The sequence below is a fragment of the Micromonospora aurantiaca ATCC 27029 genome, from assembly GCF_000145235.1.
Classification (GTDB): Bacteria; Actinomycetota; Actinomycetes; order Mycobacteriales; family Micromonosporaceae; genus Micromonospora; species Micromonospora aurantiaca.
Map to the genome: position 1 here is coordinate 4,738,624 of NC_014391.1, position 22,509 is coordinate 4,761,132.

General features: G+C 73.3%; 18 protein-coding genes. 11 read left to right on the plus strand and 7 right to left on the minus strand.

What is annotated here, in order from left to right; all coding sequences use genetic code 11:
• Position 1 precedes the first annotated feature (1 nt).
• Entirely contained in the window at positions 2–1,003 is a 1,002-nt protein-coding gene (locus MICAU_RS20800) for a carbohydrate ABC transporter permease (protein WP_013287309.1), read from the minus strand.
• Entirely contained in the window at positions 1,000–2,283 is a 1,284-nt protein-coding gene (locus MICAU_RS20805; protein ID WP_013287310.1) for an ABC transporter substrate-binding protein, read from the minus strand. Before MICAU_RS20805 ends, MICAU_RS20800 begins: the two co-directional genes overlap by 4 nt.
• A gap of 397 nt (positions 2,284–2,680) precedes the next feature.
• Here MICAU_RS20805 and MICAU_RS20810 point away from each other — a divergent pair, with 397 nt between their 5' ends.
• The 3 genes from MICAU_RS20810 (at position 2,681) to MICAU_RS20820 (ending at position 3,788) form a co-directional block, all read left to right on the plus strand.
• A complete protein-coding gene (locus tag MICAU_RS20810) occupies positions 2,681–3,112 on the plus strand; it encodes a RusA family crossover junction endodeoxyribonuclease (RefSeq protein WP_013287311.1) in 432 nt (143 codons plus the stop codon).
• Positions 3,113–3,159: 47 nt separating this feature from the next.
• On the plus strand, positions 3,160–3,435 hold the full coding sequence (locus MICAU_RS20815) for a hypothetical protein (RefSeq protein ID WP_013287312.1): 276 nt from the start codon (positions 3,160–3,162) through the stop codon (positions 3,433–3,435).
• 71 nt (positions 3,436–3,506) lie between these two features.
• The gene (locus MICAU_RS20820) at positions 3,507–3,788 is read left to right on the plus strand and encodes an SCO0607 family lipoprotein (RefSeq protein ID WP_225319692.1); all 282 of its coding nucleotides are present in this window, start codon (positions 3,507–3,509) and stop codon (positions 3,786–3,788) included.
• A 38-nt stretch (positions 3,789–3,826) separates the two neighbouring features.
• On the opposite strand, the gene MICAU_RS20825 is transcribed toward MICAU_RS20820, so the two are convergent.
• The 3 genes from MICAU_RS20825 to MICAU_RS20835 all read right to left on the minus strand — a co-directional run bounded on the left by MICAU_RS20825 (position 3,827) and on the right by MICAU_RS20835 (position 6,424).
• Positions 3,827–4,528: an AMIN-like domain-containing (lipo)protein gene (locus MICAU_RS20825; protein ID WP_013287314.1), complete on the minus strand. Its 702-nt coding sequence runs from the start codon at positions 4,526–4,528 to the stop codon at positions 3,827–3,829.
• Between the two features lie 389 nt (positions 4,529–4,917).
• Positions 4,918–5,703, minus strand: a complete 786-nt coding sequence (locus tag MICAU_RS20830; RefSeq protein WP_013287315.1) for a DUF4184 family protein — start codon at positions 5,701–5,703, stop codon at positions 4,918–4,920.
• 22 nt (positions 5,704–5,725) lie between these two features.
• The gene (locus tag MICAU_RS20835) at positions 5,726–6,424 is read right to left on the minus strand and encodes an HAD family hydrolase (RefSeq protein ID WP_013287316.1); all 699 of its coding nucleotides are present in this window, start codon (positions 6,422–6,424) and stop codon (positions 5,726–5,728) included.
• 138 nt (positions 6,425–6,562) lie between these two features.
• Between MICAU_RS20835 and MICAU_RS20840 the strand changes: the two genes are divergently transcribed.
• Positions 6,563–7,888 (plus strand): hypothetical protein, encoded by a 1,326-nt coding sequence (locus tag MICAU_RS20840; RefSeq protein ID WP_244879642.1) that lies wholly within the window; start codon positions 6,563–6,565, stop codon positions 7,886–7,888.
• Between the two features lie 101 nt (positions 7,889–7,989).
• Here the strand turns inward: MICAU_RS20840 and MICAU_RS20845 are convergent, their stop codons facing one another.
• On the minus strand, positions 7,990–10,710 hold the full coding sequence (locus MICAU_RS20845; RefSeq protein ID WP_013287318.1) for an MGH1-like glycoside hydrolase domain-containing protein: 2,721 nt from the start codon (positions 10,708–10,710) through the stop codon (positions 7,990–7,992).
• A gap of 42 nt (positions 10,711–10,752) precedes the next feature.
• Here MICAU_RS20845 and MICAU_RS20850 point away from each other — a divergent pair, with 42 nt between their 5' ends.
• The 4 genes from MICAU_RS20850 (at position 10,753) to MICAU_RS20865 (ending at position 17,647) form a co-directional block, all read left to right on the plus strand.
• Positions 10,753–12,696 (plus strand): amylo-alpha-1,6-glucosidase, encoded by a 1,944-nt coding sequence (locus MICAU_RS20850; RefSeq protein WP_013287319.1) that lies wholly within the window; start codon positions 10,753–10,755, stop codon positions 12,694–12,696.
• Between the two features lie 127 nt (positions 12,697–12,823).
• Positions 12,824–14,149, plus strand: coding sequence for a glycosyltransferase family 4 protein (locus tag MICAU_RS20855; RefSeq protein ID WP_232236721.1), 1,326 nt, complete (start codon positions 12,824–12,826; stop codon positions 14,147–14,149).
• Between the two features lie 80 nt (positions 14,150–14,229).
• Positions 14,230–16,719 carry a serine/threonine protein kinase gene (locus tag MICAU_RS20860; protein WP_013287321.1) on the plus strand — a complete coding sequence of 830 codons (2,490 nt, stop codon included), beginning with the start codon at positions 14,230–14,232 and terminating at the stop codon, positions 16,717–16,719.
• A 118-nt stretch (positions 16,720–16,837) separates the two neighbouring features.
• The gene (locus MICAU_RS20865) at positions 16,838–17,647 is read left to right on the plus strand and encodes a metal-dependent hydrolase (protein ID WP_013287322.1); all 810 of its coding nucleotides are present in this window, start codon (positions 16,838–16,840) and stop codon (positions 17,645–17,647) included.
• 1 nt (position 17,648) lies between these two features.
• Here the strand turns inward: MICAU_RS20865 and MICAU_RS20870 are convergent, their stop codons facing one another.
• Positions 17,649–18,134 (minus strand): hypothetical protein, encoded by a 486-nt coding sequence (locus tag MICAU_RS20870; protein WP_013287323.1) that lies wholly within the window; start codon positions 18,132–18,134, stop codon positions 17,649–17,651.
• A gap of 376 nt (positions 18,135–18,510) precedes the next feature.
• Here MICAU_RS20870 and MICAU_RS20875 point away from each other — a divergent pair, with 376 nt between their 5' ends.
• From MICAU_RS20875 to MICAU_RS20885, 3 genes are read left to right on the plus strand one after another with little or no spacing between them, the layout of a single operon-like run.
• Positions 18,511–19,557: a LacI family DNA-binding transcriptional regulator gene (locus tag MICAU_RS20875; RefSeq protein ID WP_013287324.1), complete on the plus strand. Its 1,047-nt coding sequence runs from the start codon at positions 18,511–18,513 to the stop codon at positions 19,555–19,557.
• 40 nt (positions 19,558–19,597) lie between these two features.
• Positions 19,598–21,193 carry an FAD-dependent oxidoreductase gene (locus tag MICAU_RS20880; RefSeq protein ID WP_030272743.1) on the plus strand — a complete coding sequence of 532 codons (1,596 nt, stop codon included), beginning with the start codon at positions 19,598–19,600 and terminating at the stop codon, positions 21,191–21,193.
• Positions 21,194–21,214: 21 nt separating this feature from the next.
• Positions 21,215–22,498: an ABC transporter substrate-binding protein gene (locus tag MICAU_RS20885; protein WP_013287326.1), complete on the plus strand. Its 1,284-nt coding sequence runs from the start codon at positions 21,215–21,217 to the stop codon at positions 22,496–22,498.
• Positions 22,499–22,509 lie beyond the last annotated feature (11 nt).

Consider the following 22,509-nt stretch of genomic DNA (forward strand, 5'->3'; position numbering starts at 1 on the left):
GTCAGCGCCTCTCCCCATCGTCGCTGCCCGGGGCAGCGGTGCCGAACAGCTTCACGAACACGAAGGCGATGATCGCCACGGTGATGAAGATCAGCACCGACATCGTGGAGCCGATGCCGAGGTTCAGGCCCCGGATCAGGTTGTTGTAGGCGAGCATCGACACCGACGACGTCTCGTTGCCGCCGTTGGTGAGCACGAAGATGTTGTCGAAGACGCGGAACGCGTCGAGCGTGCGGAACAGCAGCGCGACCAGGATGGCCGGCTTCATCACCGGCAGCATCACCTTGGTGAACCGCTGCCACGCCGTCGCACCGTCGGTGGAGGCCGCCTTGAGCAGGTCCTCCGGCACCAGCGCCAGCCCGGCCATCAGCAGCAGCGCCATGAACGGGGTGGTCTTCCAGATCTCCGCCAGCATGATGATCGCCAGCGAGCTGGCCCGCTCGGTCAGCGGGGCGCTGCCGTCGAACAGGTTCGCCAGGTAGCCGGTGCCGGGCGTCCAGGCGTACCGCCAGGAGAAGGCCGCGACCACCGTGACGATGCCGTACGGGATCAGCGCGGCGGTGCGGACGATGCCGCGGCCGACGAGCGTCCGGTGCATGATCAGCGCCAGGCCCATGCCGAGCACCAGCTCGACCGCGACGGTGACCACCGTGATCAGCGCGGTCACCCCGAACGCGGTCCACCAGAAGTCGTTGGTCAGCACGGTGACGTAGTTCTCCAGGCCGACGAACTCCCGCTCGTCGGGGAAGCGCAGGTCGAAACGCTGCAGCGACAGCCAGACCGAGTACAGAATCGGGTACGCGGTGACCAGCACCATGACCAGCGCGGCCGGCGCGCACAGCAGCAGGCCGAGGCGCCGCTCGGCGCGCTTGTTGTCACTCAGCGGGGCGCGGGAGCCGCGCCGGGACCGCTGCTCCGGTACGGCGGCGTGCCGGCCGCCGGGCTGCTCGGCCTCGGCCTCGGCGGCGGCCTGCGCGCCGGCCGGGGTGGCGTTCACGCTCATGGCAGAACCCCCTTGGACTCCAGCGCGTCGGAGATCGCCTTGCGCAGCTCGTCAGCGGTCTGCTCGGGCCGGATCGCCGACGGCGGCGACAGGATCGCCGACATCACCGTGGAGATGCTCTGGTACGCCGGGGTCAGCGGCCGCACCGCCGGCTCCTTCAGCTCCTCCAGGATGGTCTCCTTCATCGGGTACGCCTCGGTCATCTCCGGGTCGTCGTAGACGGCCTCGATGGTGGGCGGCACGCCGTCGTTGACGGCGGAGAACTTCTGGTTCTCGGCGTTACGCAGGCAGCGGGCCGCCTCGAACGACTCCTCCGGGTGCTTCGAGTAGGTGCTGACCGCCAGGTTGACCCCGCCGATGGTGACCTTGCTGGGGGTGCCCGGGTCGATGCCCGGCACCCGGGCCCACTTGACGTTCTTCGCCAGCTCGGGGTTGGCCTCCTGGAGCGCCGGATAGACGAACGGCCAGTTCACCTGGAACGCGCCCTTGCCGGACTGGAACTCCAGCCGCACCGGGTCCTCCAGCGCGTTGCTGAACGACGGCGAGGTCACGCCCGACGTGGCGAACTTCTTGAGCTGGTCGAGTGCGCGTACCGCGCCGGCGTCCATCTCCGCCTTCTTGCCGTCGTCACTGAGGATCTTGCCGCCGGCGCTCTCGGCGAGCGTGTTGTAGAGCACCACCAGGCCCTCGTACTGGGCGCCCATGGTCAGCACCTGGTACGGCTTGCCCTGCTCCTTGAGCTGCTGGGCGGTCGAGATCATCTCGTCCCAGGTCTTGGGCGGCTGCGACACCAGGTCGGACCGGTACCACAGCAGCTGCACGTTGGTGTTCTTGGGCGCGGCGTAGAGCTTGTCCTCGTACCGGGCGGTGTCCAGCGGGCCGCCCAGCGTGCCCTGCTCGACCTCGGCCTTGTCCTGGCCGGTCCACTCCCGGATCCACTTCGCGCTGGCGAACTCCTGGGTCCACGTGACGTCCAGGCCGAGCACGTCCATCCCGTTGTCCTGCGCGGCGAGCCGCCGCACCATCTGCACCCGCTGCTCGTCGGCCTCGCGCGGCAGCACCCGGTAGTCGATCCGGTACCGCCCCTGGGCCTGCGTGTTGCAGGTGTCGACGACCTTCTGCAGGTTCTGCTCCGGCGGGTAGTACAGGTTGATCGTGGGGACGCCGCCGTCGCCGCCGGTTCCGCAGGCGGCCAGCGGGGCCACCAACGCGAGCGCGGCGGCCGCTGCCGCCGCGCGTCCGGCCGGCCGCCGTGCGGCCGTGTCGGGGACTGTCGTCATCACCCTCCCCCTCTCTTCGGCGAAGATCCGGGGAGTGAGCCGCGCCCCGGTGCACGGCGAGACGACCGGGGCATCGGCCCGATCGCCCGACGCCCCGGGCGTGTCGTGCGGCTGAACGTGCCCGACCTGCGACGGAGCGAAACATCACGGACATGTGACGGCGACGGCACGAACCGGGCCGGGGCGATCGACACGTCGTCCCACGTAGTGAAACGGCGAGGCTACCCAGCGTCAGCGGTCTGCACTAGCGTGGGGCTGGCTCCGTAGCCGGCGCGTCGCCGTCGACGCCGATGCGCCTCCGGCCGTCCCCCATCGCCCGCCCGATCGGTTGGTTCTGACGGGAAGTGCCGTGCGCGCGTTCCCCGGTTGGGCAGGATTCCCCCGAGGAGGTGCCGTCGTGCAGGACACCCGCGCTCTCGCCCTGACGTTCGAGGTGAGCGGCCTGCCCCCGGTCAAGACCGAGGCCCTGTCCATCTTCGCCGCCGGGCACCGGCAGGCGACGAGGGTCCGCACCCTGCTCCAGGCCGCCTGCACGGCGGCCCAGCGCACCGGGTGGACCCCGCTGACCGGGCCGGTCGAGGTGGACCTGACCCTGCGCTGTCCGCCCGGGCACCGCACCTCCGACGCCAGCACGCTGCTGGGCGGCGTGTGCGCGGTGCTCCAGGACAAGAAGCGGGTCTCCAGCATCGGTCTCGCCCACCTCGGGGTGCTGGTCGACGTCGCGCTCTGGTCCGACGACCGGCAGATCCGCCGGCTGTCGTACGTCGAGGAGCCGGCGGAGGATTTCTCGTATCGGGTCCGGGTGTCGGCCGTACCGACGATGGTTTGACCGACGTCCGCGGTGGGGTACCGCGGACGACGAGGAAGGGAGTGCCGATGTCGGAGCCACACGTCACGCTCGATCCGAGCGGGCTCGACCCTGTGCAGCAGAAGCTGCGCGGCCCGCTTGAGGATCAGCTGACCTCGGCCCTCCAGGCGGCCGCCGACCGGGTCCGCGCCGGCTACGCGGGCGAGCCGGTGGAGGACGTCTGCCGTCGGTTGCTCGACGAGACCCGCTCCGGCCTGCACCCGGACATCGCGGCCGGCTTCCAGCCGGACATGGACGAGTTCTGCCGGGTGGCGGTGGCGATCGTGCGGGGCGAGCTGACCTGAGTCACCGACGTCACGAGAATTGAGTACCCGTACCGATGGCGGGGCCGCCCGCGGCGACGACAATTCTCCCCGTGCGAACTCGAATCATGGTCGTTCTTGCCGTCCTCGGGCTGGCCGGGCTGATGGCGACCACCGGTTGTTCCCTGCGGCAGAGCATCTGCGGCAGCGACGAGTACCCGGTGATCGCGGTCGGCCCGCAGGGCGGCAGCTCCTGCGTGCCGGACGGTGAGGAACCGACGCCGCCGTACGTGCGCTACCCGGAGGGCAAGGTGCCGAAGCACGTCGACGACGAGTGGGACGTCTACTGGCGTACCCACGGCATCGACGAGAACAACAACATCATCGACCGCTGACCCGTCGGCCCGCACCGGTCCCGCCGGTGCGGGCCGCGTCAGCTCCGCCGCACGTCGACCGAGACGACGTGCGTGCCGTCCGGGCGGTCGCCCTCCCCCAGCCGCACCGGCAGCCGGCCGCCCTCGGGCGGTCGCAGGCCGAGCCCGAAGCTGAGGTGCCCCTCGAAGTCGCCGGCCACGGCCCATCCGCGCAGCGTCGGGAAGCGGATGGCCGCCGGTGGCAGGTCCGCCGTACCGCCGCCGCGGGCGTCGTGCGCCTGGGCCGGCTCGAAACGCACCGACAGGTACGCCGTGCCGGGCAGCGCGACCGGTGCTCCACGCCCCTCGGTCACCACCTGCGGCACGTAGGCGACCTCGTAGGACGGTGTGGGTCCGCGGAAGGCGAACGTGATCCGGCTGAACCCCTCCGCCGGGTGGTCGCCGACGTCGACCGCCACCAGGACGGGCAGCGGTTCCCCGGGCGGCGGGGTGACCGGCACCCGTACCCGATGGGTCACCCGGGCGGGGCCGCCGGGCACCGCCCAGCCCCAGGTGACGCGCCAGGATCCGGCGGTCGACGCGGCCTCGGTCGGCACGGGCGGGGTGGGCGTGGCTTCCGGCGCATCGGTCCCGGCCGGCGCGGACGCCGCCGCGACCGTCGGGGTGGGCGCCGGGGACGCGCCGTCGTGGCCGGTCGCCGTGCAGGCCGCCGCGAACAGCACGACCAGGCCGGCGAGCAGCGGTACGCGCTGAGGTGTCATGACTCAGTGTCGCTCCGTGACCGGCCCGCGCACCAGAGGTGTCCCACCGGCAATCCGGGCGGCGGTGAGGGGTGCCGGACGGGTCAGGACCGGGTCCGCAACTCCCCGGTCCTGACCCCGGCCGTCCGGTTCGGTAGCGGTCTGCGCCGCGGGAACGCGGCAGGCGTGGCACGACGCCTTCCGCCGGGCTCCGCACGGCGAGCCGGTATGCCCGCACTCAGCTCCACGGTGCTCTTACCACCGGACTCCGGTGCGCCCCCGTCTCACCCCGACGAGACGTGGGCGCCGGCTCAGGTTAGGCGCGTCCGCGCAGGCCGGACAAGCGATGACCGGCGACCGCGCTTGTGATTGATGTCTATGCCGAATTGCGGCATGTCGGCGTAACGGGGTCAGCCGGTTTCGCGCTGTTCGACTTCGAGACGCGGACTGCGCCCGGCCGGTCGCGGCGGGACGGTCCGGGCCGCGACGGCCCCGGCGACGAGCGCCAGCGCGGCCACGTGCAGCGCCCGGATGCCCGCCGGGGCGGGGACGCCGGCCGCCGGCAGCGCGGGCATCAGCAGCGCGCCGAGCCCGGTGACCGCCAGCGCCACCCGCCAGAACACCAACGGGTTCGCCTCCGGCACGGGTTCGCGTACGCCACCGGTCCGCACGCCGCGGCGGGCCTCGGAGACGGCCAGGACGACCACCAGCAGCGCACCGGCGAGACCGGCCACCACGTCCACGAACCGGTACCAGTACACGCCGGTCACGGCGTGGAAGTCGGCGATCCCCAGCAGCCGGGGCAGCCGCTCGCTGTCGCTGACCCGGTCCCACGCCACGTGGCTGAACGCGCCGATGAGCACCGAGCAGACGGTGACCTGCCAGGGGTGGCGTACCCGGGCCAGGCTCGCGTACCAGGGCCAGCCGAACAACCGCTGCCCGGGCAGGTGCACCGCAATGCCGGCGATCACGCGGCGCACCACCCAGGCGTACACGAGAGCGACCGGCAGGCACCACCAGAGCAGGCCGCCGAGCGTATGCGTGCGCAGGTTCTGGGCCGGCGCCGTGCCGGTGAACAGGTACGCGACGTCCGGCGCCACCGCGCCGGTGCACAGCGCCACCCCGTCGAACCAGCCCGGCCGCCACAGCTTCAGCGGCAGCACCGGCGCCAGGTGCGACGGGAAGGTCAGCGGCACGTCCCGGACGTTACCGGCCCGGTCAGAAGTGGTGGACCAGGTCGGGGAACGCGGCCAGCCGGATCACCCACTGGTCGGACGGGTCCAGCTCGTCGTGCTCCAGGACCCACGTGTTCTCGTTCGGGATGAAGACCGCGTTCATCCCGGCCGCCCGCGCGGGCAGGATGTCCGAGCGCGGCGAGTTGCCGATCATCCAGGCGGCGGCCGGGTCGAAGGCGTGCTCGCGGGCCAGCCAGCGGTAGGTGTCCGCGTCCTTCTCCGGCACGATGTGCGCGGCGCGGAAGTGGTGCAGCAGCCCGCACGCGTCCAGCTTGCGCTGCTGCTCCTCGCGCTCGCCCTTGGTCAGCAGCAGCAGCTCGTGCCGCCCGGCCAGGTCGTCGAGCGTCTCGGCCACGCCCGGCATCAGCTCCACGTGGTGCCCGACCAGCGCCGCGGCGAGCTGCTCGATCTCGGTGCGCTCCCGCGCGGTGGCCGGACGCTCGCGCAGCTTCTCCAGGCACTCGCCGAGGCTGCGCAGGAAGACCTTGCTGCCGTAGCCGTGCGCAACGGCGTTCGCGCGCTCGATGTCGTCGAGCACCGCGCGGATCCGGGCCCGGTCCAGCGTGGGGTGGTCGAGCCAGGTGAGGAAGTCGTCGATGACGCGCTCGAACAGGACGTTGTTCTCCCAGAGCGTGTCGTCGGCGTCGAAGACCAGCACGGCGGCGTCCCGGCGCGACGGCATCGCGTCCCCCTCCCCCTCGCGGACCTCGCACACCGTACTGTCCGACCGCCGGACGGGCCACGCGGATTATCCGGTCGGCGGCCCGTTACCGGCGGCTACCCGACTGCGGAATCCCTGGTCCGACGGCATGCTTCGGCCATGACGATCTCACCCGATCATCCACCTGGACGACGGCGCCGGCGGCGCGCCGCCGTCGCGGTGGCCGCGACGCTCGCCGTCGCGGGCGCGGCGCTGCCGGGATCCCCGGCGCTGGCCGTCAACGCCTCACACACCACAGAGGTCGGCACCAACCCGGTCGACTGGACGCCGCACGCGCTGGACGGCACCGTCCACCGCATCCTCCAGATCGGCACCCGCGTGTACGTGGCAGGCACGTTCACCAAGGTGCGCAACGCCGGCCAGTCGGCCCAGCTGGCGATGCCCCGGCTGGTGGCGCTGGACGCGACCACCGGCCGGATCGACACCACGTTCCGGCCGCAGGTCAACGGCGCGGTCAAGGCGCTCGCCGCCGCGCCGGACGGCCGCTCGCTCTACATCGGCGGCGCGTTCACCACTGTCAACGGCACGGCGGCGTCCCGGCTGGCCCGGATCGACGCGGCCACCGGCGCCCGGGTCGCCGGTTTCACCACGCCGGCGCTGAACAACCAGGTGAACGACGTACGCCTGGTCGGCAACCGGCTGATCGTCGGCGGCGCGTTCCAGACCGTCGGCGGGGTGACCCGGCGTGCCCTGGCGGCGGTGAACGCCACCACCGGGGCGGCCGACGCGTCGGTCAACCTGAACCTGGCCGGCCCGCGCAAGACCACGTCCGGCGCCACCGCGCCGGTGAAGGTCGAGGCGCTGGACGTCTCCGCCGACGGCACCCGGCTGGTGTTCGCCGGCAACTTCAGCACGGTGGCGGGGGTGGCCCGGCACCAGCTGGCGGTGGCGAACCTGTCCGGCGCGGGCGCCACGCTCTCCGGCTGGGCCACCGACCGCTACCAGCCGCAGTGCGCGCGGTCGATGCCGTCGTACCTGCGCGGGGTGGACATCTCCCCGGACGGCACCTGGTTCGCGGTGGTCACCACCGGCGCGGCGTTCCCCGGCACGCTCTGCGACGCCGCGGCACGCTTCGAGTTCGGTACGGCCACCGGCGGCAAACAGCCGACCTGGGCCAACTACACCGGCGGCGACACGCTGCTGTCGGTGGCGGTGACCGGCACGGCGGTCTACGTCGGCGGGCACCAGCGCTGGCTGGACAACCCGCAGGGCCGCAACTCGGCCGGCCCGGGCGCGGTGTCCCGGCCGGGCATCGGGGCGATCCACCCGACCACGGGCAAGGCGCTGCCCTGGAACCCGACCAAGGACCGCGGGGTGGGCACCGGCGAGCTGTACGCCACCGACCGGGGTCTGTGGGTCGGCAGCGACACGGTGACGGTGGCCGGCGAGTACCACGCCCGGCTGGCGTTCCTGCCGCTGCCGTGAGCGTGCGGGGCTCGGCGGGGCTTCCCGTCGCGCCCCGCGCGTCAGCGACGCAAGGTGAGGGTTCGGCCGCGTCAGCGACGCAAGGTGAGGGTTCGGCCGCGTCAGCGGCGCAAGGTGAGGATCAGGTCGGCGACCAGCGCGGTCCACCCGGTCTGGTGCCAGGCGCCCAGGCCGGCGCCGTTGTCGCCGTGGAAGTACTCCGGGAAGCAGATCAGGTCGCGCCAGTCCGGGTGCGTCTGGAACAGCTGGGCGGCCCCGTAGATCGGCCGCCGACCCCAGCCGTCGCGGGTGAACAGCGAGATCAGCCGCGCGGACAGGTCGTCGGCGATCTCGTCGAGCGTGCGCTTCACGCCGGACCGGGTCGGGTACTCGACCTGGAGGTCGTCGCCGAAGAACGCGGCGTAGTCGCGCAGCGCGCTGATCAGCAGGAAGTTCGTCGGCATCCAGATCGGGCCGCGCCAGTTGGAGTTGCCGCCGAACAGGCCGCTGGTCGACTCGGCCGGCTCGTAGCCGACGCTGAACTCCTGCCCGCCGAGCGTGACGGTGAACGGCTTGTCCAGGTGGGCCCGGGACAGCGTGCGCAGCCCGTACTCGGAGAGGAACTCGTCGGTGTCGAGCATCCGGGCCAGCAGCCGTACCACCTGGTCCGGGGCGACCATCGACAGCAGCCGCTGCTGACGGCCGTCGGGCCCGATCCGGCGGGCGCCGATCACCTCGGCGTACTCGGGGCGGTTGGTGAGGAACCAGCGCAGCCGGGCGCCCAGCTCGGGCAGCCGCCGCATGGTCCGGGCGGTGAGCCGGGTGACGGCTGCGAGCGGCAGCAGCCCGACCACCGAGCGCACCTTCAGCGGCACCTTCGTCCCGTCGGCCAGGCGCAGCACGTCGTAGAAGAACGCGTCCTCGGCGTCCCACAGCCCCTGGTGGTACGCCGCCGCGGCGATGTACGCGAAGTGCTCGAAGAACTTGGTGGCGGTGTCCACGTACGCACGGTCGTGCTCGGCCAGCACGATCGCCATGTCGAGCAGGTTGAGCGCGTACATGGCCATCCAGCCGGTGCCGTCGGACTGCTCCAGCACCCCGGCGACCGGCAGCGCGGCCGAGCGGTCGAACGGGCCGACGTTGTCCAGCCCGAGGAAGCCGCCCTCGAAGACGTTGTTGCCGCCGGTGTCCTTGCGGTTGACCCACCAGGTGAAGTTGAGCAGCAGCTTGTGCATCACCCGGGCGAGGAACTCGTGATCCCGGGAGCCGTCGATCTCGAAGACCTTCAGCGCGGCCCAGGCGTGCACCGGCGGGTTCACGTCCCCGAACGCCCACTCGTACGCCGGGATCTGCCCGTTGGGGTGCAGGTACCACTCGCGCAGCAGCAGGAGGATCTGCTCCTTGGCGAAGCCCGGGTCGACCCGGGCGATGGTGACGCAGTGGAAGGCCAGGTCCCAGGCCGCGTACCAGGGGTACTCCCACGGGTCCGGCATGGAGATCACGTCGAAGCTGTTCATGTGCCACCAGGCGCTGTTGCGCCCGTGCCGGCGGCCGGACGGCGGGGGCGCGGAGCCGGGGTCGCCGGCGAGCCAGCGTTCGACGTCGAAGTGGTAGAACTGCTTGCCCCACATGAGCCCGGCGATGGCCTGGCGCGCGACCAGGGCCTCGTCGGCGGTGGCGGCGGCCGGGATGACGCTGTCGAAGAACCGGTTCGCCTCGGCCCGGCGCGCCCAGAGCACGGTGTCGAACCCGTCGCCCAGGTCGGCCGGGGCGGGTGGCGCGGCGGCCGGCGGCGGCGCGGTACGGGTCAGCCGCAGCCGGATCTGCCGCTGCTCGCCAGCCGGTACGTCCAGCACGTAGTGCAGCGCGCCCTTGGTGCCGGTGCGGTCCGGGTTGACGGTGGCCGCGCCGGCCACGACGTGGTCGTTGATGCCGTCCTTCGGGTACGCCGACCGCCCGGGTAGCCCCCAGAGCCGCTCGGCGTTGGTCTCGTTGTCGCACAGCAGCGGCACCGGGTCGCCGTCGCCCTCCAGCAGGATCTGGCCGAGCACCCAGTGGTCACCGACGAGCCGGGCGCCGCCCCGCTCCCCGGCCTCCTCGCCGGTCAGCTTCGGCATCCGGTCGGTGCCCGGCAGGCCCCACGCCCAGGTGTTGCGGAACCACAGCGTCGGCAGCACGTGCAGCGTCGCGTCCTCGTCGCCCCGGTTCGCCACTGTGACCAGCACGCACATGTCCGTCGGCGACGCCTTGGCGTAGTCGACAGTCACCGCCCAGTACCTGTCGTCGTCGAAGATGCCGGTGTCCACCAGCTCGTACTCGGTGTCGTCCCGGCCGCGCAGCGCGTTCACCGCGACCAGCTCGTCGTACGGGAAGGCGGCCTGCGGGTAGTGGTAGCGCCAGCGCATGAAGGAGTGCGTCGGCGTGCTGTCGAGGTACCACCAGTACTCCTTGACGTCCTCCCCGTGGTTGCCGCCGTCGCCGCCGAGGCCGAACATCCGCTCCTTGAGGATCGGGTCGCGCCCGTTCCACAGCGCGAGCGCGAAGCAGAACGTCTGCCGGTCGTCGCAGACGCCCGCCATGCCGTCCTCGTTCCACCGGTACGCTCGGGACCGCGCGTGGTCGTGGGGGAAGTAGTCCCACGCCGTGCCGTGTTCGCTGTAGTCCTCCCGGACCGTCCCCCACGCCCGCTCGGACAGATAGGGGCCCCATGCGCGCCAGTCCTGCTCCCCGGCGTCGGCCTGGGCGAGCCGGTGCCGCTCGGGGTCGGGGGACGCGGAGGTCGACCGGTCGGTGATCACTGGCACATCTTCGACGCCGCCGGGGTACATCTCCACAGCGGCCATTGTCGCCGTGGCATGTCACACCTCGCTGCCGGTGGAGGAAAGTTGATCGACATCCGTTTCGGGCCGCGGGTCTGCGGCGAGCTGTCCGCCGCCGCCGCGCGGGAATGGCTGGTCACGGACGGGCGCGGCGGGTACGCCATGGGCACCGTCGCCGGACTGCGTACCCGCCGGTATCACGGGCTGCTCGTGGTGGCCGGTGACACGCCGGCGTCCCGCAAGGTGGGACTCGTGAGCCTCGACCCGGCGGTGACACTGCCGTCGGGGCGGCAGGTCCGCCTCGGCGCGCACGAGTGGTCCTCCGGCGTGGTCGACCCGCGCGGCTTCGAGCTGCTGGAGCGCTTCGACCTGGCCGACGGGGTGCCCCGCTGGCGCTGGCGCATCGGCGACGTGGTGATCGAGCGGGAGATCGCCATGACGTACGGCCGTTCCTGCGTGGCGGTGGTGCACCGGCTGATCTCCGGCGGCCCGGTGCGGCTGGACCTGGCCGCGGCCTGCACCTGGCGCGACGCGCACGGCGAGCGGCGCGCCGACGGCCCGGCGCCCCGGCTGGAACCGGCGGCCGGCGGCGCGGTGATCGACGGCGCGTACCGCCTGGCCGGGCCGGACTGGACCCCGGAGGGGCAGTGGTGGCACGGGGTGCGCCACCGGACGGAGGCCGAGCGCGGCCTGCACCCGGACGAGGACCTCTGGTACGCGGGCCGGTTCACCGGCGCGCTCGACGAGCCGGGCGCGACCGTGTCGGTGCTGGCCTGGGCGGACGAGCTGGCCGAGGAGCCGCCACCGGCGACCGCCGTGGTCGAGGCGGCCCGGCGGCGCAGCCGTGCGGTGGTCGCGGCGGCGGAACCCGGCGACGCGGTCGAGGCGACGCTCGCGCTGGCCGCCGACGCGTTCGTGGTACGCACCGCCACCGGCCCCGACGTGGTCGCCGGCTACCCCTGGTTCGGGGCCTGGTCGCGGGACACGATGATCTCCTACGAGGGCCTGTTCCTGTGCACGAACCGGGCCGACGAGGGCCGGGACCTGCTGCGGGCGTACGCGGCCACGCTGAACGAGGGCATGCTGGCGAACACGGCCGACACCGGCCGGGTCGAGTACAACACCGTCGACGCGACGCTGTGGTTCCTGCACGCGGTCCACCGCCACGTCACAGTCACCGGCGACACCGACCTGGGCGACGAGCTGCTGCCCGCGCTGCACGGCGTGGTCGAGGCGCACGTGGCGGGCACCCGGTACGGCATCGGCGTCGACCCGGCCGACGGGCTGCTGGCCCAGGGCGGCCCGCCGGACGTGGCGCTCACCTGGATGGACGCCCGGGTGTACGGGGTGCCGGTGACCCCGCGTACCGGCAAGCCGGTCGAGGTCAACGCGCTGTGGATCAACGGGCTGGCCGGGCTCGCCGAGCTGACCGAGCTGGCCGGACGCGACGCCGCCGGGCTGCACGCCCTGCACCACCGGGCCACCACCGCATTCCGGGAGCGGTTCCCCGCCCCGGCCGGCTGGCTGCACGACGTGGTCGACGCCCCGGCGCCCGCGTACCCGCTCGGCGGGGCCGCGCACCACGACGACGACCTGCTGCGTCCCAACCAGCTGCTCGCCTGGTCCCTTCCGCACGCCCCGCTGGAGCCGGACGAGGCCACGCTACGACGGATCACCGAGGCGCTGTTCACCCCGCTCGGACCGCGCAGCCTCGCCCCGGACTCCCCCGGCTACACCGGACGGCACCGGGGCGGGCCCGCCGAGCGGGACTCCGCGTACCACCAGGGCACCGTCTGGCCGTGGCTGACCGGGCCGCTGCTGGACGCGTACCGCCGGGCCGGGCTGCCCACCGACGACCTGCTGGTGGGGCTCGTGGGCCACCTCGCCGAGGACGGCCTGGGCTCGGTGAGCGAGACAGCCGACGGCGCGGCGCCGCACGCGGCCACCGGATGCCCGTTCCAGGCGTGGTCGGTGGCCGAGCTGCTACGCGCCCGGCGGATGCGCCGGTAACGCGTTACAGACCGGCAACCGGCGCGTCGCCGCCGGTTATCGACCCCTCGGCAGGATGGGCGGCGACCCCACCCGGCACCGCGGCGACGCCGCCGGGGTGGGGACGCCACAACTCAAAGGGGGCCGCGTGTCAGCTGACGCCGAAGTGATCGACATCCAGCCCGCCCGGCGCCTGCGGTTGCTGCTGCTCTCCTGGGAGTACCCGCCGGTGCTCGTCGGTGGCCTCGGCCGCCACGTCCACGCGCTGTCAGTGGCGCTTGCCGCCGCCGGGCACGAGGTCACAGTCGTCACCCGCCACGCCGAGGGCGCTCCCCTGGAGGAGTACGCCGACGGCGTCCGCGTCGTCCGCGCCGCCGAAGATCCGGTCCGGTTCCCGCTCGCCACCGATTCGCTGCTGGCCTGGACGATGGCGTTCAACCACACCCTCACCCGGGCCGCGCTGCGCGCCGCCTCCTCCGGCACCTACGACGTGATCCACGCCCACGACTGGCTGGTCGCGCACACCGCCGTCACGCTGGCCGAGCACCTGGACGTGCCGCTGGTGACCACCATCCACGCCACCGAGGCGGGCCGGCACCAGGGCTGGCTGCCGGAGGAGATGAACCGCACCATCCACGGCGTCGAGCACTGGCTGAGCAACGCCTCCGGCCGGGTGATCGCCTGCTCCGGGTACATGCGTGACCAGGTGGCCCGGCTGTTCGGCGTACCGGCCGGACGCATCGACGTGGTCGCCAACGGCGTCGACGACCGGGCCTGGCGGGCGCGGCCGCACGCGGTCGCCTCCGCCCGGGCACGCTTCGCCGCGGGCGGGCCGCTCGTCGGGTACGCCGGTCGGCTGGTCTACGAGAAGGGCGTGCAGCACCTCGTGCACGCCGTGCCGCACCTGGCGAAGCGGCACCCCGGCCTGCGGGTGGTGATCGCCGGGGACGGGCCGTACCGCGACGAGCTGGTCGACCAGGCGCGGCGGCTGCACGTGGGAGACACGGTCCGGTTCGCCGGTTTCATGGACGCCACCCAGCTTCCCGCGGTGCTCGCCGCCACCGACGCCACGGTGATCCCCAGCCTCTACGAGCCGTTCGGCATGATCGCGCTGGAGGCGGCTGCGGCCGGAGCGCCGCTCGCTGTGGCGCGTACCGGCGGGCTGGCCGAGATCGTCGAGCCCGGCGTCACCGGGGTGACGTTCCCGCACGGCGACCCGGACGCGCTGGCCGGCGCCGTCGACCGGCTGCTCGGCGACGAGGTCTTCGCCCGGCGGGTGGCGCGCAAGGCGCGCAGCATGGTCAGCCGGCGCTACACCTGGTCGGCGATCGCCGCCCGGACCGCCGCCGCCTACGCCACCGCCCGCCGCGACCACGACGCGTTCCAGACCCGCCGGGCCACCGCCCTGCTGGCCGGTGACCGGTCCCCGATCGCCGTCCCCGAGGGGAACCTGCTCGCCGGCGCGGCGAGTTAGGAACAGGACGCGCTGACATGCGATAGGTACCGTCCGATCCGTTGGCTATTGTGGACCACTGACCAGCGGTGAGGAGTGCGGTGCAGGAGGTAGTGATCGCCGGGCGGTACCGCCTGCTCGAACTGGTCGGCCGCGGCGGGATGGGCCAGGTCTGGCGGGCGCGCGACGAGGAGCTGCAACGCGAGGTCGCGGTGAAGCAGGTCGTGCCGCCGAACTGGCTCGCCGAGAACGAGCAGGACGAGCTGCGCGCCCGTACGCTGCGCGAGGCGCGGACGTCCGCGCGGCTCAACCACCCCAACGTGGTGCGGGTCTACGACGTGGTCCGGGTCCAGGGCGAACCCTGGCTGATCATGGAGTACGTCCCGTCGCGCTCGCTCCAGGAGATCATCGAGACCGACGGGCCGCTGCCGCCCGGCCGGGCCGCCGAGATCGGCCTGTCGGTGCTCGCCGCGCTGCGCGCCGCGCACGACGCCGGGGTGCTGCACCGGGACGTGAAGCCCGCGAACGTGCTGCTGGCCCGGGACGGGCGGGTGCTGCTCACCGACTTCGGGCTGGCCGTGTTCCAGGGCGGCGACGGCGCGATGACCCGGCCCGGCCTGGTCCTCGGCTCCCCCCAGTACGTCGCACCGGAGCGGGCCGCCGAGGGTGTGTCGAGCGTCGAGGCGGACATGTGGTCGCTCGGTGCCACGCTGCACGCCGCGGTGGAGGGCCGCTCCCCGTACGCCCGCAGCACCGCGATGGCCACGCTCGCCGCGCTCGCCACCCGGCCGCCCGACCCGGCCCCGCACGCCGGCCCGCTGGCGCCGGTGCTGGCCGGGCTGCTGCGGCGCGATCCGCGTACCCGCCTGGGGCACCGCGAGACGGCCCGCCTGCTCGGCGTCGCCGCGGTGTCGGAGGCCGACGCGGAGGCCGCCGGCTCTGCGGGCCGTACCACCGCTGCGTCGTCCGACCGGCCGGCCGGCGGCCGCGATGCCGACGTCCCGGCGGGTGACGAGCCGGGGTCACCGGGGAACCCGGCGGCTCCGGGCGGCATCTACCCGGACCTGATGCCGCCGGCCGCCGCCGCCCGCGCGTGGAGCCGGGCGGCGAAGCGCAGCGAGTGGGCCCCGCCCGCCGAGGGCGACCGCGCGCCACCATCCGGGGACGCGGCCGGCGCGGCTGGTCCGGCCGGTCCCTCCGGTACAGCCGGGCGCTCCGTCCCGGCCGCCCGCGCGGAGGCAGGGAGGACGTCGTCCCCGGCCGGCGGCTCGGGGGCGGTCGGGCGCGTGGACGCAGGCGGTCCCCCGTCCCCGGGCAGCCGGTCGGATGCGATCAGCCGTCCGGACGCGAACGGCGGCTCGGGTGCGGTCGGCGGCTCGGGTGTCATCGGCGGCCCGGCCGCGGCCGATGGCTCGGGTGCGGCCGATGGCTCGGGTGCGGTCGGCGGCTCGGGTGCGGTCGGCGGCTCGGGTGCGGTCGGTCGCTCGGCGGCGGTGGGCCGGGCGGCGCCACCGGGCCGCGCCCGGACCGGTGACCCGGAGCGGAGCCGGACCGGTGACCCGGAGCGAGGCCGCACGGGTGAGCCGGAGCAGGGCGCCCCGGACGCGACCCCGGACCCGCGCCGGAGCGGGCCGGCCCGCCCGGGTCCGATCAGCCTCGGCCCCACCGTCCTCACCAGCTTCGTCGACCCGGGCAGCCCGGCCGGCCCCGAGTCGGCGCCCCGCGCCGACGCCCTCAGCCCGGTGCACATCGTCGGCCACGGCGCCGCGCCGGTCGCCAAGCCTCCGCCGGTCGCCCACAGCGGACCGGTCGACAGCGGCGCGGTACATCCCGCCCCGCCCCGGCCCGCCGGGGTACCCCGCCCCGCCGATCCCCCGCTCACCTCCGGGGACGGGAACCCGCTGCACCGCTGGGGACTGGTGCTGGGAGCCGTGCTGCTGGCCGTGGTGACGGGTGTGGGCACCGCGCTGGCGATCACCAGTGGTCGCGACGAGACGCCGCAGGCGGGCAGTTCCACCGAGGCCGTCGCCCGCCCCTGGGACCGCCCGCCCGGGCCGGGCGTGCCGCCTCCGCCGTTCCCCTGCGTCCGGCCCGACGTGGCTGGCACGCCGGTCCGCAAGGGGCCGCCACCGGACGACCCGCCGGTGACCGTTCCGACCGGCTGGGTCTGGCCCGCCGACACCGGCGGCTTCCGCATCGCCCTGCCCGCCGGCTGGCTGCAACTGCGCTCCGGCGACACCACCTGCTTCCAGGACCCGGAGACGCGGCGCATCCTGGGCGTCGAGCCGTACCCGGGCGGTGATCCGGTGGGCCGGCTGAAGTCGTCCGAGCGGGATCTGACCTCGGCCGGCCGGCTGCCGCATTACCAGAAGGTCCGGCTGGAGTCCGACGGTCCCGGCGCGGCGTGGGAGTGCCGCTGGACCGCGCCCTACGGGGAACGGATGCGCGCGTTGCGTGTCCTGCCCGGCGAACGGGCCGGCTGGACGCTCGGCTGGACCACCTCCGACGCCGACTGGCCCGCCGCCTCGAAACAGTTCGCCGTCATCCGCGCGAGCCTCGGCACGGTCCGGCCCACCCGTACCGCGGGCTGATGCGGCGGCCGCGGCGCGCCTTCCCCAGTGGACCGTCCGGCTGATGCCCCGCTGTCACACGGGCTGACTACAGTGGCGTAGTTTTCTGGATCAAGATCTTCGGGAAGGGCGAGCCGAGATGATGGGACCGTCCCACGCGCTCTCGGGCGCGGCGGCGTGGCTGACCGGCTCCTGGGCGATGGCCCAGTTCGCGGACTACCACCAGACACCGCTGGCCCTGGCGGTGGGCACCGCGGTCTGCGCCGGTGGGGCGCTCTTCCCCGACCTCGACCTGTCCGGGAAGGTCACCCGCAACCAGGGCGGCGCCACCGTGGCCCGCACGTTCGGTGTGGTCAGCCTCTTCGTCGCCGAGGTGATGGAGAAGATCTCGCTCGGCGTCTACTACGCCACCAAGCTCAGCAAGGATCCCCGCCGCAACAACGGGCACCGCACGCTGACCCACACCATCCCGTTCACCGTGCTCGTCGGCTGGGGCACCACCGCGCTCTGCGCCCACTACGGCAAGTGGGCGGTGGTCGGCATCCTCTTCTTCATGATCGGCCTGGCGCTGCGCGGGCTGTTCGACCAGTGGGCCGAGCGCGCCGGCTGGGTGGTGGTCACGCTGGTGTCCGCCGCCGCGGCCTGGTTCACGTTCGCCAACCTGCCCGGCGACCGGGGCTATCCGATGATCGGGCTCGCCGTCGGCGTGGGCTGTTTCGTGCACATCCTCGGCGACATGATCACCCGGGCCGGGGTGCCGATCCTGTGGCCCATCCCGATCAAACGCCGGATGTGGACGATGATCGGCCTGCCCAACAAGATCGCCCTGCGTACCGGCAGCAAGGCCGAGACGGTGGTGCTGCGCACCGCGATGACGATCCTGGCCGTGCTGGCCGCGGTGGGGCTGGTCGCCCCGTCGGTGCTGCAGCGCTTCGACATCCAGGTGTAGGTCAGCCCGCCTCGGCGCGTACCGGGCGGGCGGTGGCCGTCCGGCGCCGGATCAGGCAGGCGGTCCAGCCCACGCCGCGGGCGGTGAGCGCGTACGCCGCCGTCGGCGGGAGGACCAGCAGCGCGGCGATCCCGGCCACCAGCGGCACCCGGGCGCCGGGCACGTCCGTGGCGACCGCCACCGCGGCTGCGTACCCAGCGGCCAGCACGACCGCGACGAGCCCGGCGAACGCGAGCGCCGGACCGGTCCGCCGCCTGCCCGCCGCCTCACCGAGCGCGACGGCCGGCGCGAACAGCAGCGGCAGCGCGGCCACGCCGAGCAGCGCCGCGATCAGCACCAGCAGCGGCCCGGCCAGCGGGCCACCCGGGTCGGCGCCGGTGACCAGCGCGTACGCCAGCAGACCGAGGTAACCGGCGACCGCCTCCGCGACGACGACGAGCCAGGCCGCCGTGGCTCCGGCGAGATGACGAGCGACAGTGGTGCCCACGTTGTCCCCTCCCCCGTGCGGACGGCGCCCGTCCCATGGGAACGGTAGCGCCCGGGGTGGCAGCAGGAAGGGGCCACCCAGCATCACTCTGGGTAGGGAAGCAGGCATCGTCGATCACCCGGGCGGACGATCGACGACACGCTAATGCGCATTAGTGCCGAGGTTCGCCTACTGTCGCTCGCCCGGTCGGCCCTTGTCAAGATCCCCGCCCGAACAGCTGCCAGAGAGAGTCGAGCGCGGCTACTAATGCGCATTACTCCAGGGAGTTCATCGAACGGAAATCTTCCGGCCACCCCTTGACAGGACGCCGGGACAGCAGAGAGGCTCCATCCCGACCCGATCGCTAATACGCATTAGCGGAAGTGGAAGGACCGACGTGACCCCTCCCCCCAGGCGTGTCACCCAGCGTGACATCGCGCGAATGGCCGGCGTCAGCCAGGCGACCGTGTCGCTGGTGCTCAACAACCGCACCGACGCCGACGTCCGGATCGCGCCGGAGACACGGGACCGGGTGTTGCAGGTCATCGCCGAGACGGGGTACGCCGCCGACCCGGCCGCCCGCCGCCTCGCCTCCGGGTTCAACCGGATCATCGGCGTCTTCACCTACGAGCCGGCCTTCCCCAGCGGCAGCCGGGACTTCTTCCACCCGTTCCTGCTCGGCATCGAGGAGTACGCCGAACGGGTCGGCTGCGACCTGCTGCTGTTCACCAGCGCCCCGGTGGTGGACGGCCGGCGGCGCATCTTCCACCAGGACAACCGGCTGCGGCTGGCCGACGGATGCATCCTGCTCGGCCGGGAGATCGACGGCGCGGAGCTGCTCCGGCTCAACCGCGACGGGTTCCCCTACGTCGCCGTCGGGCGCCGCGACGACGCCGGCGGGCCGGTGCCCTACGTCGGCGCCGACTACGCCAGCGCGGTCCACCGGCTGGCGGAGCGGGCGCTGGACCTGGGGCACCGGCGCCTGACGTACGTGGGCATGGGCACCGCGGCCGAGTCCTCGCACGACCGGCGCAGCGGTTTCCACGCCGGCGCGGCCGGCGCGGAGAGCGCCCGCCAGATCACCGCGACGGCGGAGACCGCCGACGCCACAGTGGACGACCTGCGGGCCGACGGCAGCACCGTCGCCTTCGTGGAGGACTTCGCCACCGCTGTCGCGCTGGAGTCGGCCGCCCGCCGCAAGGGACTGACGGTGCCCGGTGGCCTGTCCGTCGTGACACTCGGCGACCCGACCGTCCCGGTGCCCACCGACATCACGTTCACCGGGTTCCGCATCCCGCGCGAGGAGATGGGCCGCCAGGCCGTCGAGGTGCTGACCGGCGTCATCGACGGCAGCGCCGGCGGCCTCCAGCAACGGCTCCTGCCCTGCGAACTCGTCGAGGGCGACACCCTCGGCGTCCCTGGATCGGCGGCCGACCGGCGCTGACACGCCCGGCCGCGCAACTGGAAGGAAGCAAGTGGTACTAATGCGTGCGGACGTCCTCGTCGTCGGGGGCGGACTGGGCGGTGTCGCCGCGGCGCTGGCCGCGGCCCGTGCCGGCCGGTCCGTCATCCTGACCGAGGAGTTCGACTGGCTCGGCGGGCAGCTCACCAGCCAGGCGGTCCCGCCGGACGAGCACTCCTGGATCGAGCAGTTCGGCGCCACCGCGAGCTACCGGGAGCTGCGCGACGGCATCCGCGACTACTACCGCCGCCACTACCCGCTGACCGAGCGGTCCCGGGCGTGGACCGACCTGAACCCGGGCGCCGGCTGGGTGAGCCGGCTCTGCCACGAGCCCCGCGTCGCGGTCGCCGTCCTGGAGCAGATGCTCGCGCCGTACCGGGGGTCCGGGCGGCTGACGGTGCTGCAGCCGTACCGGCCGGTCGCGGCCGAGACAGACGGCGACCGGGTCACCGGCGTGACGCTCGCCCACCGGGACCGCGACGAGCGGATCGAGGTGGAGGCGCCGTACGTCCTGGACGCCACCGAGACCGGTGAGCTGCTGCCGCTGACCGGCACCGAGTACGTGACCGGGTTCGAGTCGCAGGCGCAGACCGGTGAGCCGAGCGCGCCCGCCGAGGCGCAGCCGCTGAACATGCAGGCGGTGTCCGTCTGCTTCGCGCTGGACCACGTCGACGGCGACCACACCATCGACCGTCCCGCCGGTTACGACTTCTGGCGCGACTACAAGCCGGACTTCTGGGGCGACCGGCTGCTGTCCTGGCGGTCGCCGCACCCGCGCACGCTGGAGATCGTGGAGCGCAGCTTCACGCCGAACCCGGACGACGACCCGCTGGGCGTCAACGCCGACCAGCGGCTCAACCCGGGCGACGGCAACCTGTGGACGTTCCGGCGCATCGCGGCGCGGCGCAACTTCGTCGACGGCGCGTACGGCAGCGACATCACGCTCGTCAACTGGCCGATGATCGACTACTTCGAGGGCCCGGTCATCGACGTGCCGAACGCGTCCTGGCACCTGTCCCAGGCGCGCGAGCTGTCGTACTCCGTCCTGTACTGGCTGCAGACCGAGGCGCCCCGCCCCGACGGCGGCACCGGCTACCCGGGGCTGCGGCTGCGCGGCGACGTGACCGGCAGCCCCGACGGGCTGGCGCAGGCGCCCTACATCCGGGAGTCGCGCCGCATCCGCGCCGAGTACACGGTGGTCGAGCAGGACCTCTCCCTCGCGGTACGCGGCGAGCACGGCGCGGTGAGCTACCCCGACTCGGTCGGCGTCGGCATGTACCGCATCGACCTGCACCCGTCGACCGGCGGCGACAACTACATCGACGTCGGCTCCTGCCCGTTCGAGATCCCGCTCGGCGCGCTCATCCCGCAGCGGATGGAGAACCTGCTGCCGGCCGGCAAGAACATCGGCACCACGCACGTCACCAACGGCAGCTACCGACTGCACCCGGTCGAGTGGAACGTCGGTGAGGTCGCCGGCCTGCTGGCCGACTTCTGCCTTGCGCGGGGCGAGTCCCCGCGCGCGGTCCGCGGCACCCCCCGCCTGCTGGCCGAATTCACGGACCGCATCTCGGCCGCCGGCGTGGAATGCCGCTGGCCGCAGATCGCGGGCTACTGAACCCCCGGTGAGGAGAAGAAAGTGAGATACGGAAGACTGTCCGGCCTGGTCGCGGCGACCATGACCGGTGTGCTCGCCCTGACCGCCTGCGGCGGTGGCGGCGACGCCAAGGACGACGGTCCGGCGAGCCTGCGGATGACCGTCTGGTCGGCGAACGAGGCGCACCTCAAGCTGTTCAACGAGATCGCCGACGAGTACCGCAAGAACAACCCGGACGTCGCGGAGATCAAGTTCGACCCGCTGCCGTTCGAGAACTACACCACGACGCTGACCACGCAGATCGCCGGCGGCAACGCGCCGGACCTCGCGTGGATCTTCGAGAACTCGGCGCCGGACTTCGTCGCCTCCGGCGCGCTGCGCCCGCTCGACGACACGCTGAAGAAGGCCGACGGCTACCAGTACGACGACCTCTCCCCCGCCACGCTGAAGCTCTGGCGAAACGACGGGAAGCTCTTCGCGTACCCGTTCTCGACCTCGCCGTTCGGCGTGTTCGTCAACAACGACATGCTCAAGAAGGCCGGGCAGAAGACCCCGGCCGAGCTGATCGCGGCCGGGCAGTGGAACTGGGACACCGCGCTCGCCGCGGCCGGCGCCACAGCGGCGAAGTCGGGCAAGGCCGGGCTCGTGGTCCGCGACTTCGACTACAAGGGCTGGGACAACCTGGCCACGTTCTGGACCGGCTGGGGCGCCCAGGCGTGGAGCGAGGACGGCCGCAGCTGCGGGTTCAACAGCCCGGAGATGGTCGAGGCGATGACCACGCTGCACAAGGCGATCTTCACCGGCAAGGCGCTGCCCGGTCCGGGCACGACCGCCGACTTCTTCGCCGGTGACGCCGCCATGACCGTCACCCAGATCTCCCGCGCCTCGCTGCTGAAGGAGAACGGCTTCGACTGGGACCTGGTCCCGCTGCCGGCCGGCCCGAAGGGCCCGTACGCGGTGGTCGGCCAGGCCGGCATCGGCGTGATGAAGAAGAGCCCGCACGCCGAGCAGGCCGCCGACTTCCTGGCCTTCTTCACCAACCCCGCCAACTCGGCGAAGCTGGCCCAGTTCTTCCCGCCGCCGCGGCAGTCCCAGCTGACCGCCGAGACGCTGGCCAAGACGAACCCGAAGCTCAAGCCGGAACAGCTGCAGAAGGTCGTCATCGACGGCATCACCAACGGCACTGTCAAGCCCAGCCACTCCGGGCAGGCCGAGCTGAGCCAGCAGGTGCGCGCCGCGCTCGACCCGCTGTGGAAGGCGGACGCGGACGTCAAGGGCGTACTCGACGGCGTCTGCTCCAAGATCCAGCCGCTGCTGGCGAAGTAGGGCCGAGGATC

Bases quoted from the DNA above. Each gene is read 5' to 3' on its own strand.
- MICAU_RS20845 (WP_013287318.1), bottom strand. From the start codon at position 10,710: ATGGCCGCTGTGGAGATGTACCCCGGCGGCGTCGAAGATGTGCCAGTG.
- MICAU_RS20880 (WP_030272743.1), top strand. From the start codon at position 19,598: ATGCGTGCGGACGTCCTCGTCGTCGGGGGCGGACTGGGCGGTGTCGCC.
- MICAU_RS20835 (WP_013287316.1), bottom strand. From the start codon at position 6,424: ATGCCGTCGCGCCGGGACGCCGCCGTGCTGGTCTTCGACGCCGACGAC.
- MICAU_RS20805 (WP_013287310.1), bottom strand. From the start codon at position 2,283: ATGACGACAGTCCCCGACACGGCCGCACGGCGGCCGGCCGGACGCGCG.
- MICAU_RS20840 (WP_244879642.1), top strand. From the start codon at position 6,563: ATGACGATCTCACCCGATCATCCACCTGGACGACGGCGCCGGCGGCGC.
- MICAU_RS20865 (WP_013287322.1), top strand. From the start codon at position 16,838: ATGATGGGACCGTCCCACGCGCTCTCGGGCGCGGCGGCGTGGCTGACC.
- MICAU_RS20800 (WP_013287309.1), bottom strand. From the start codon at position 1,003: ATGAGCGTGAACGCCACCCCGGCCGGCGCGCAGGCCGCCGCCGAGGCC.
- MICAU_RS20825 (WP_013287314.1), bottom strand. From the start codon at position 4,528: ATGACACCTCAGCGCGTACCGCTGCTCGCCGGCCTGGTCGTGCTGTTC.
- MICAU_RS20815 (WP_013287312.1), top strand. From the start codon at position 3,160: ATGTCGGAGCCACACGTCACGCTCGATCCGAGCGGGCTCGACCCTGTG.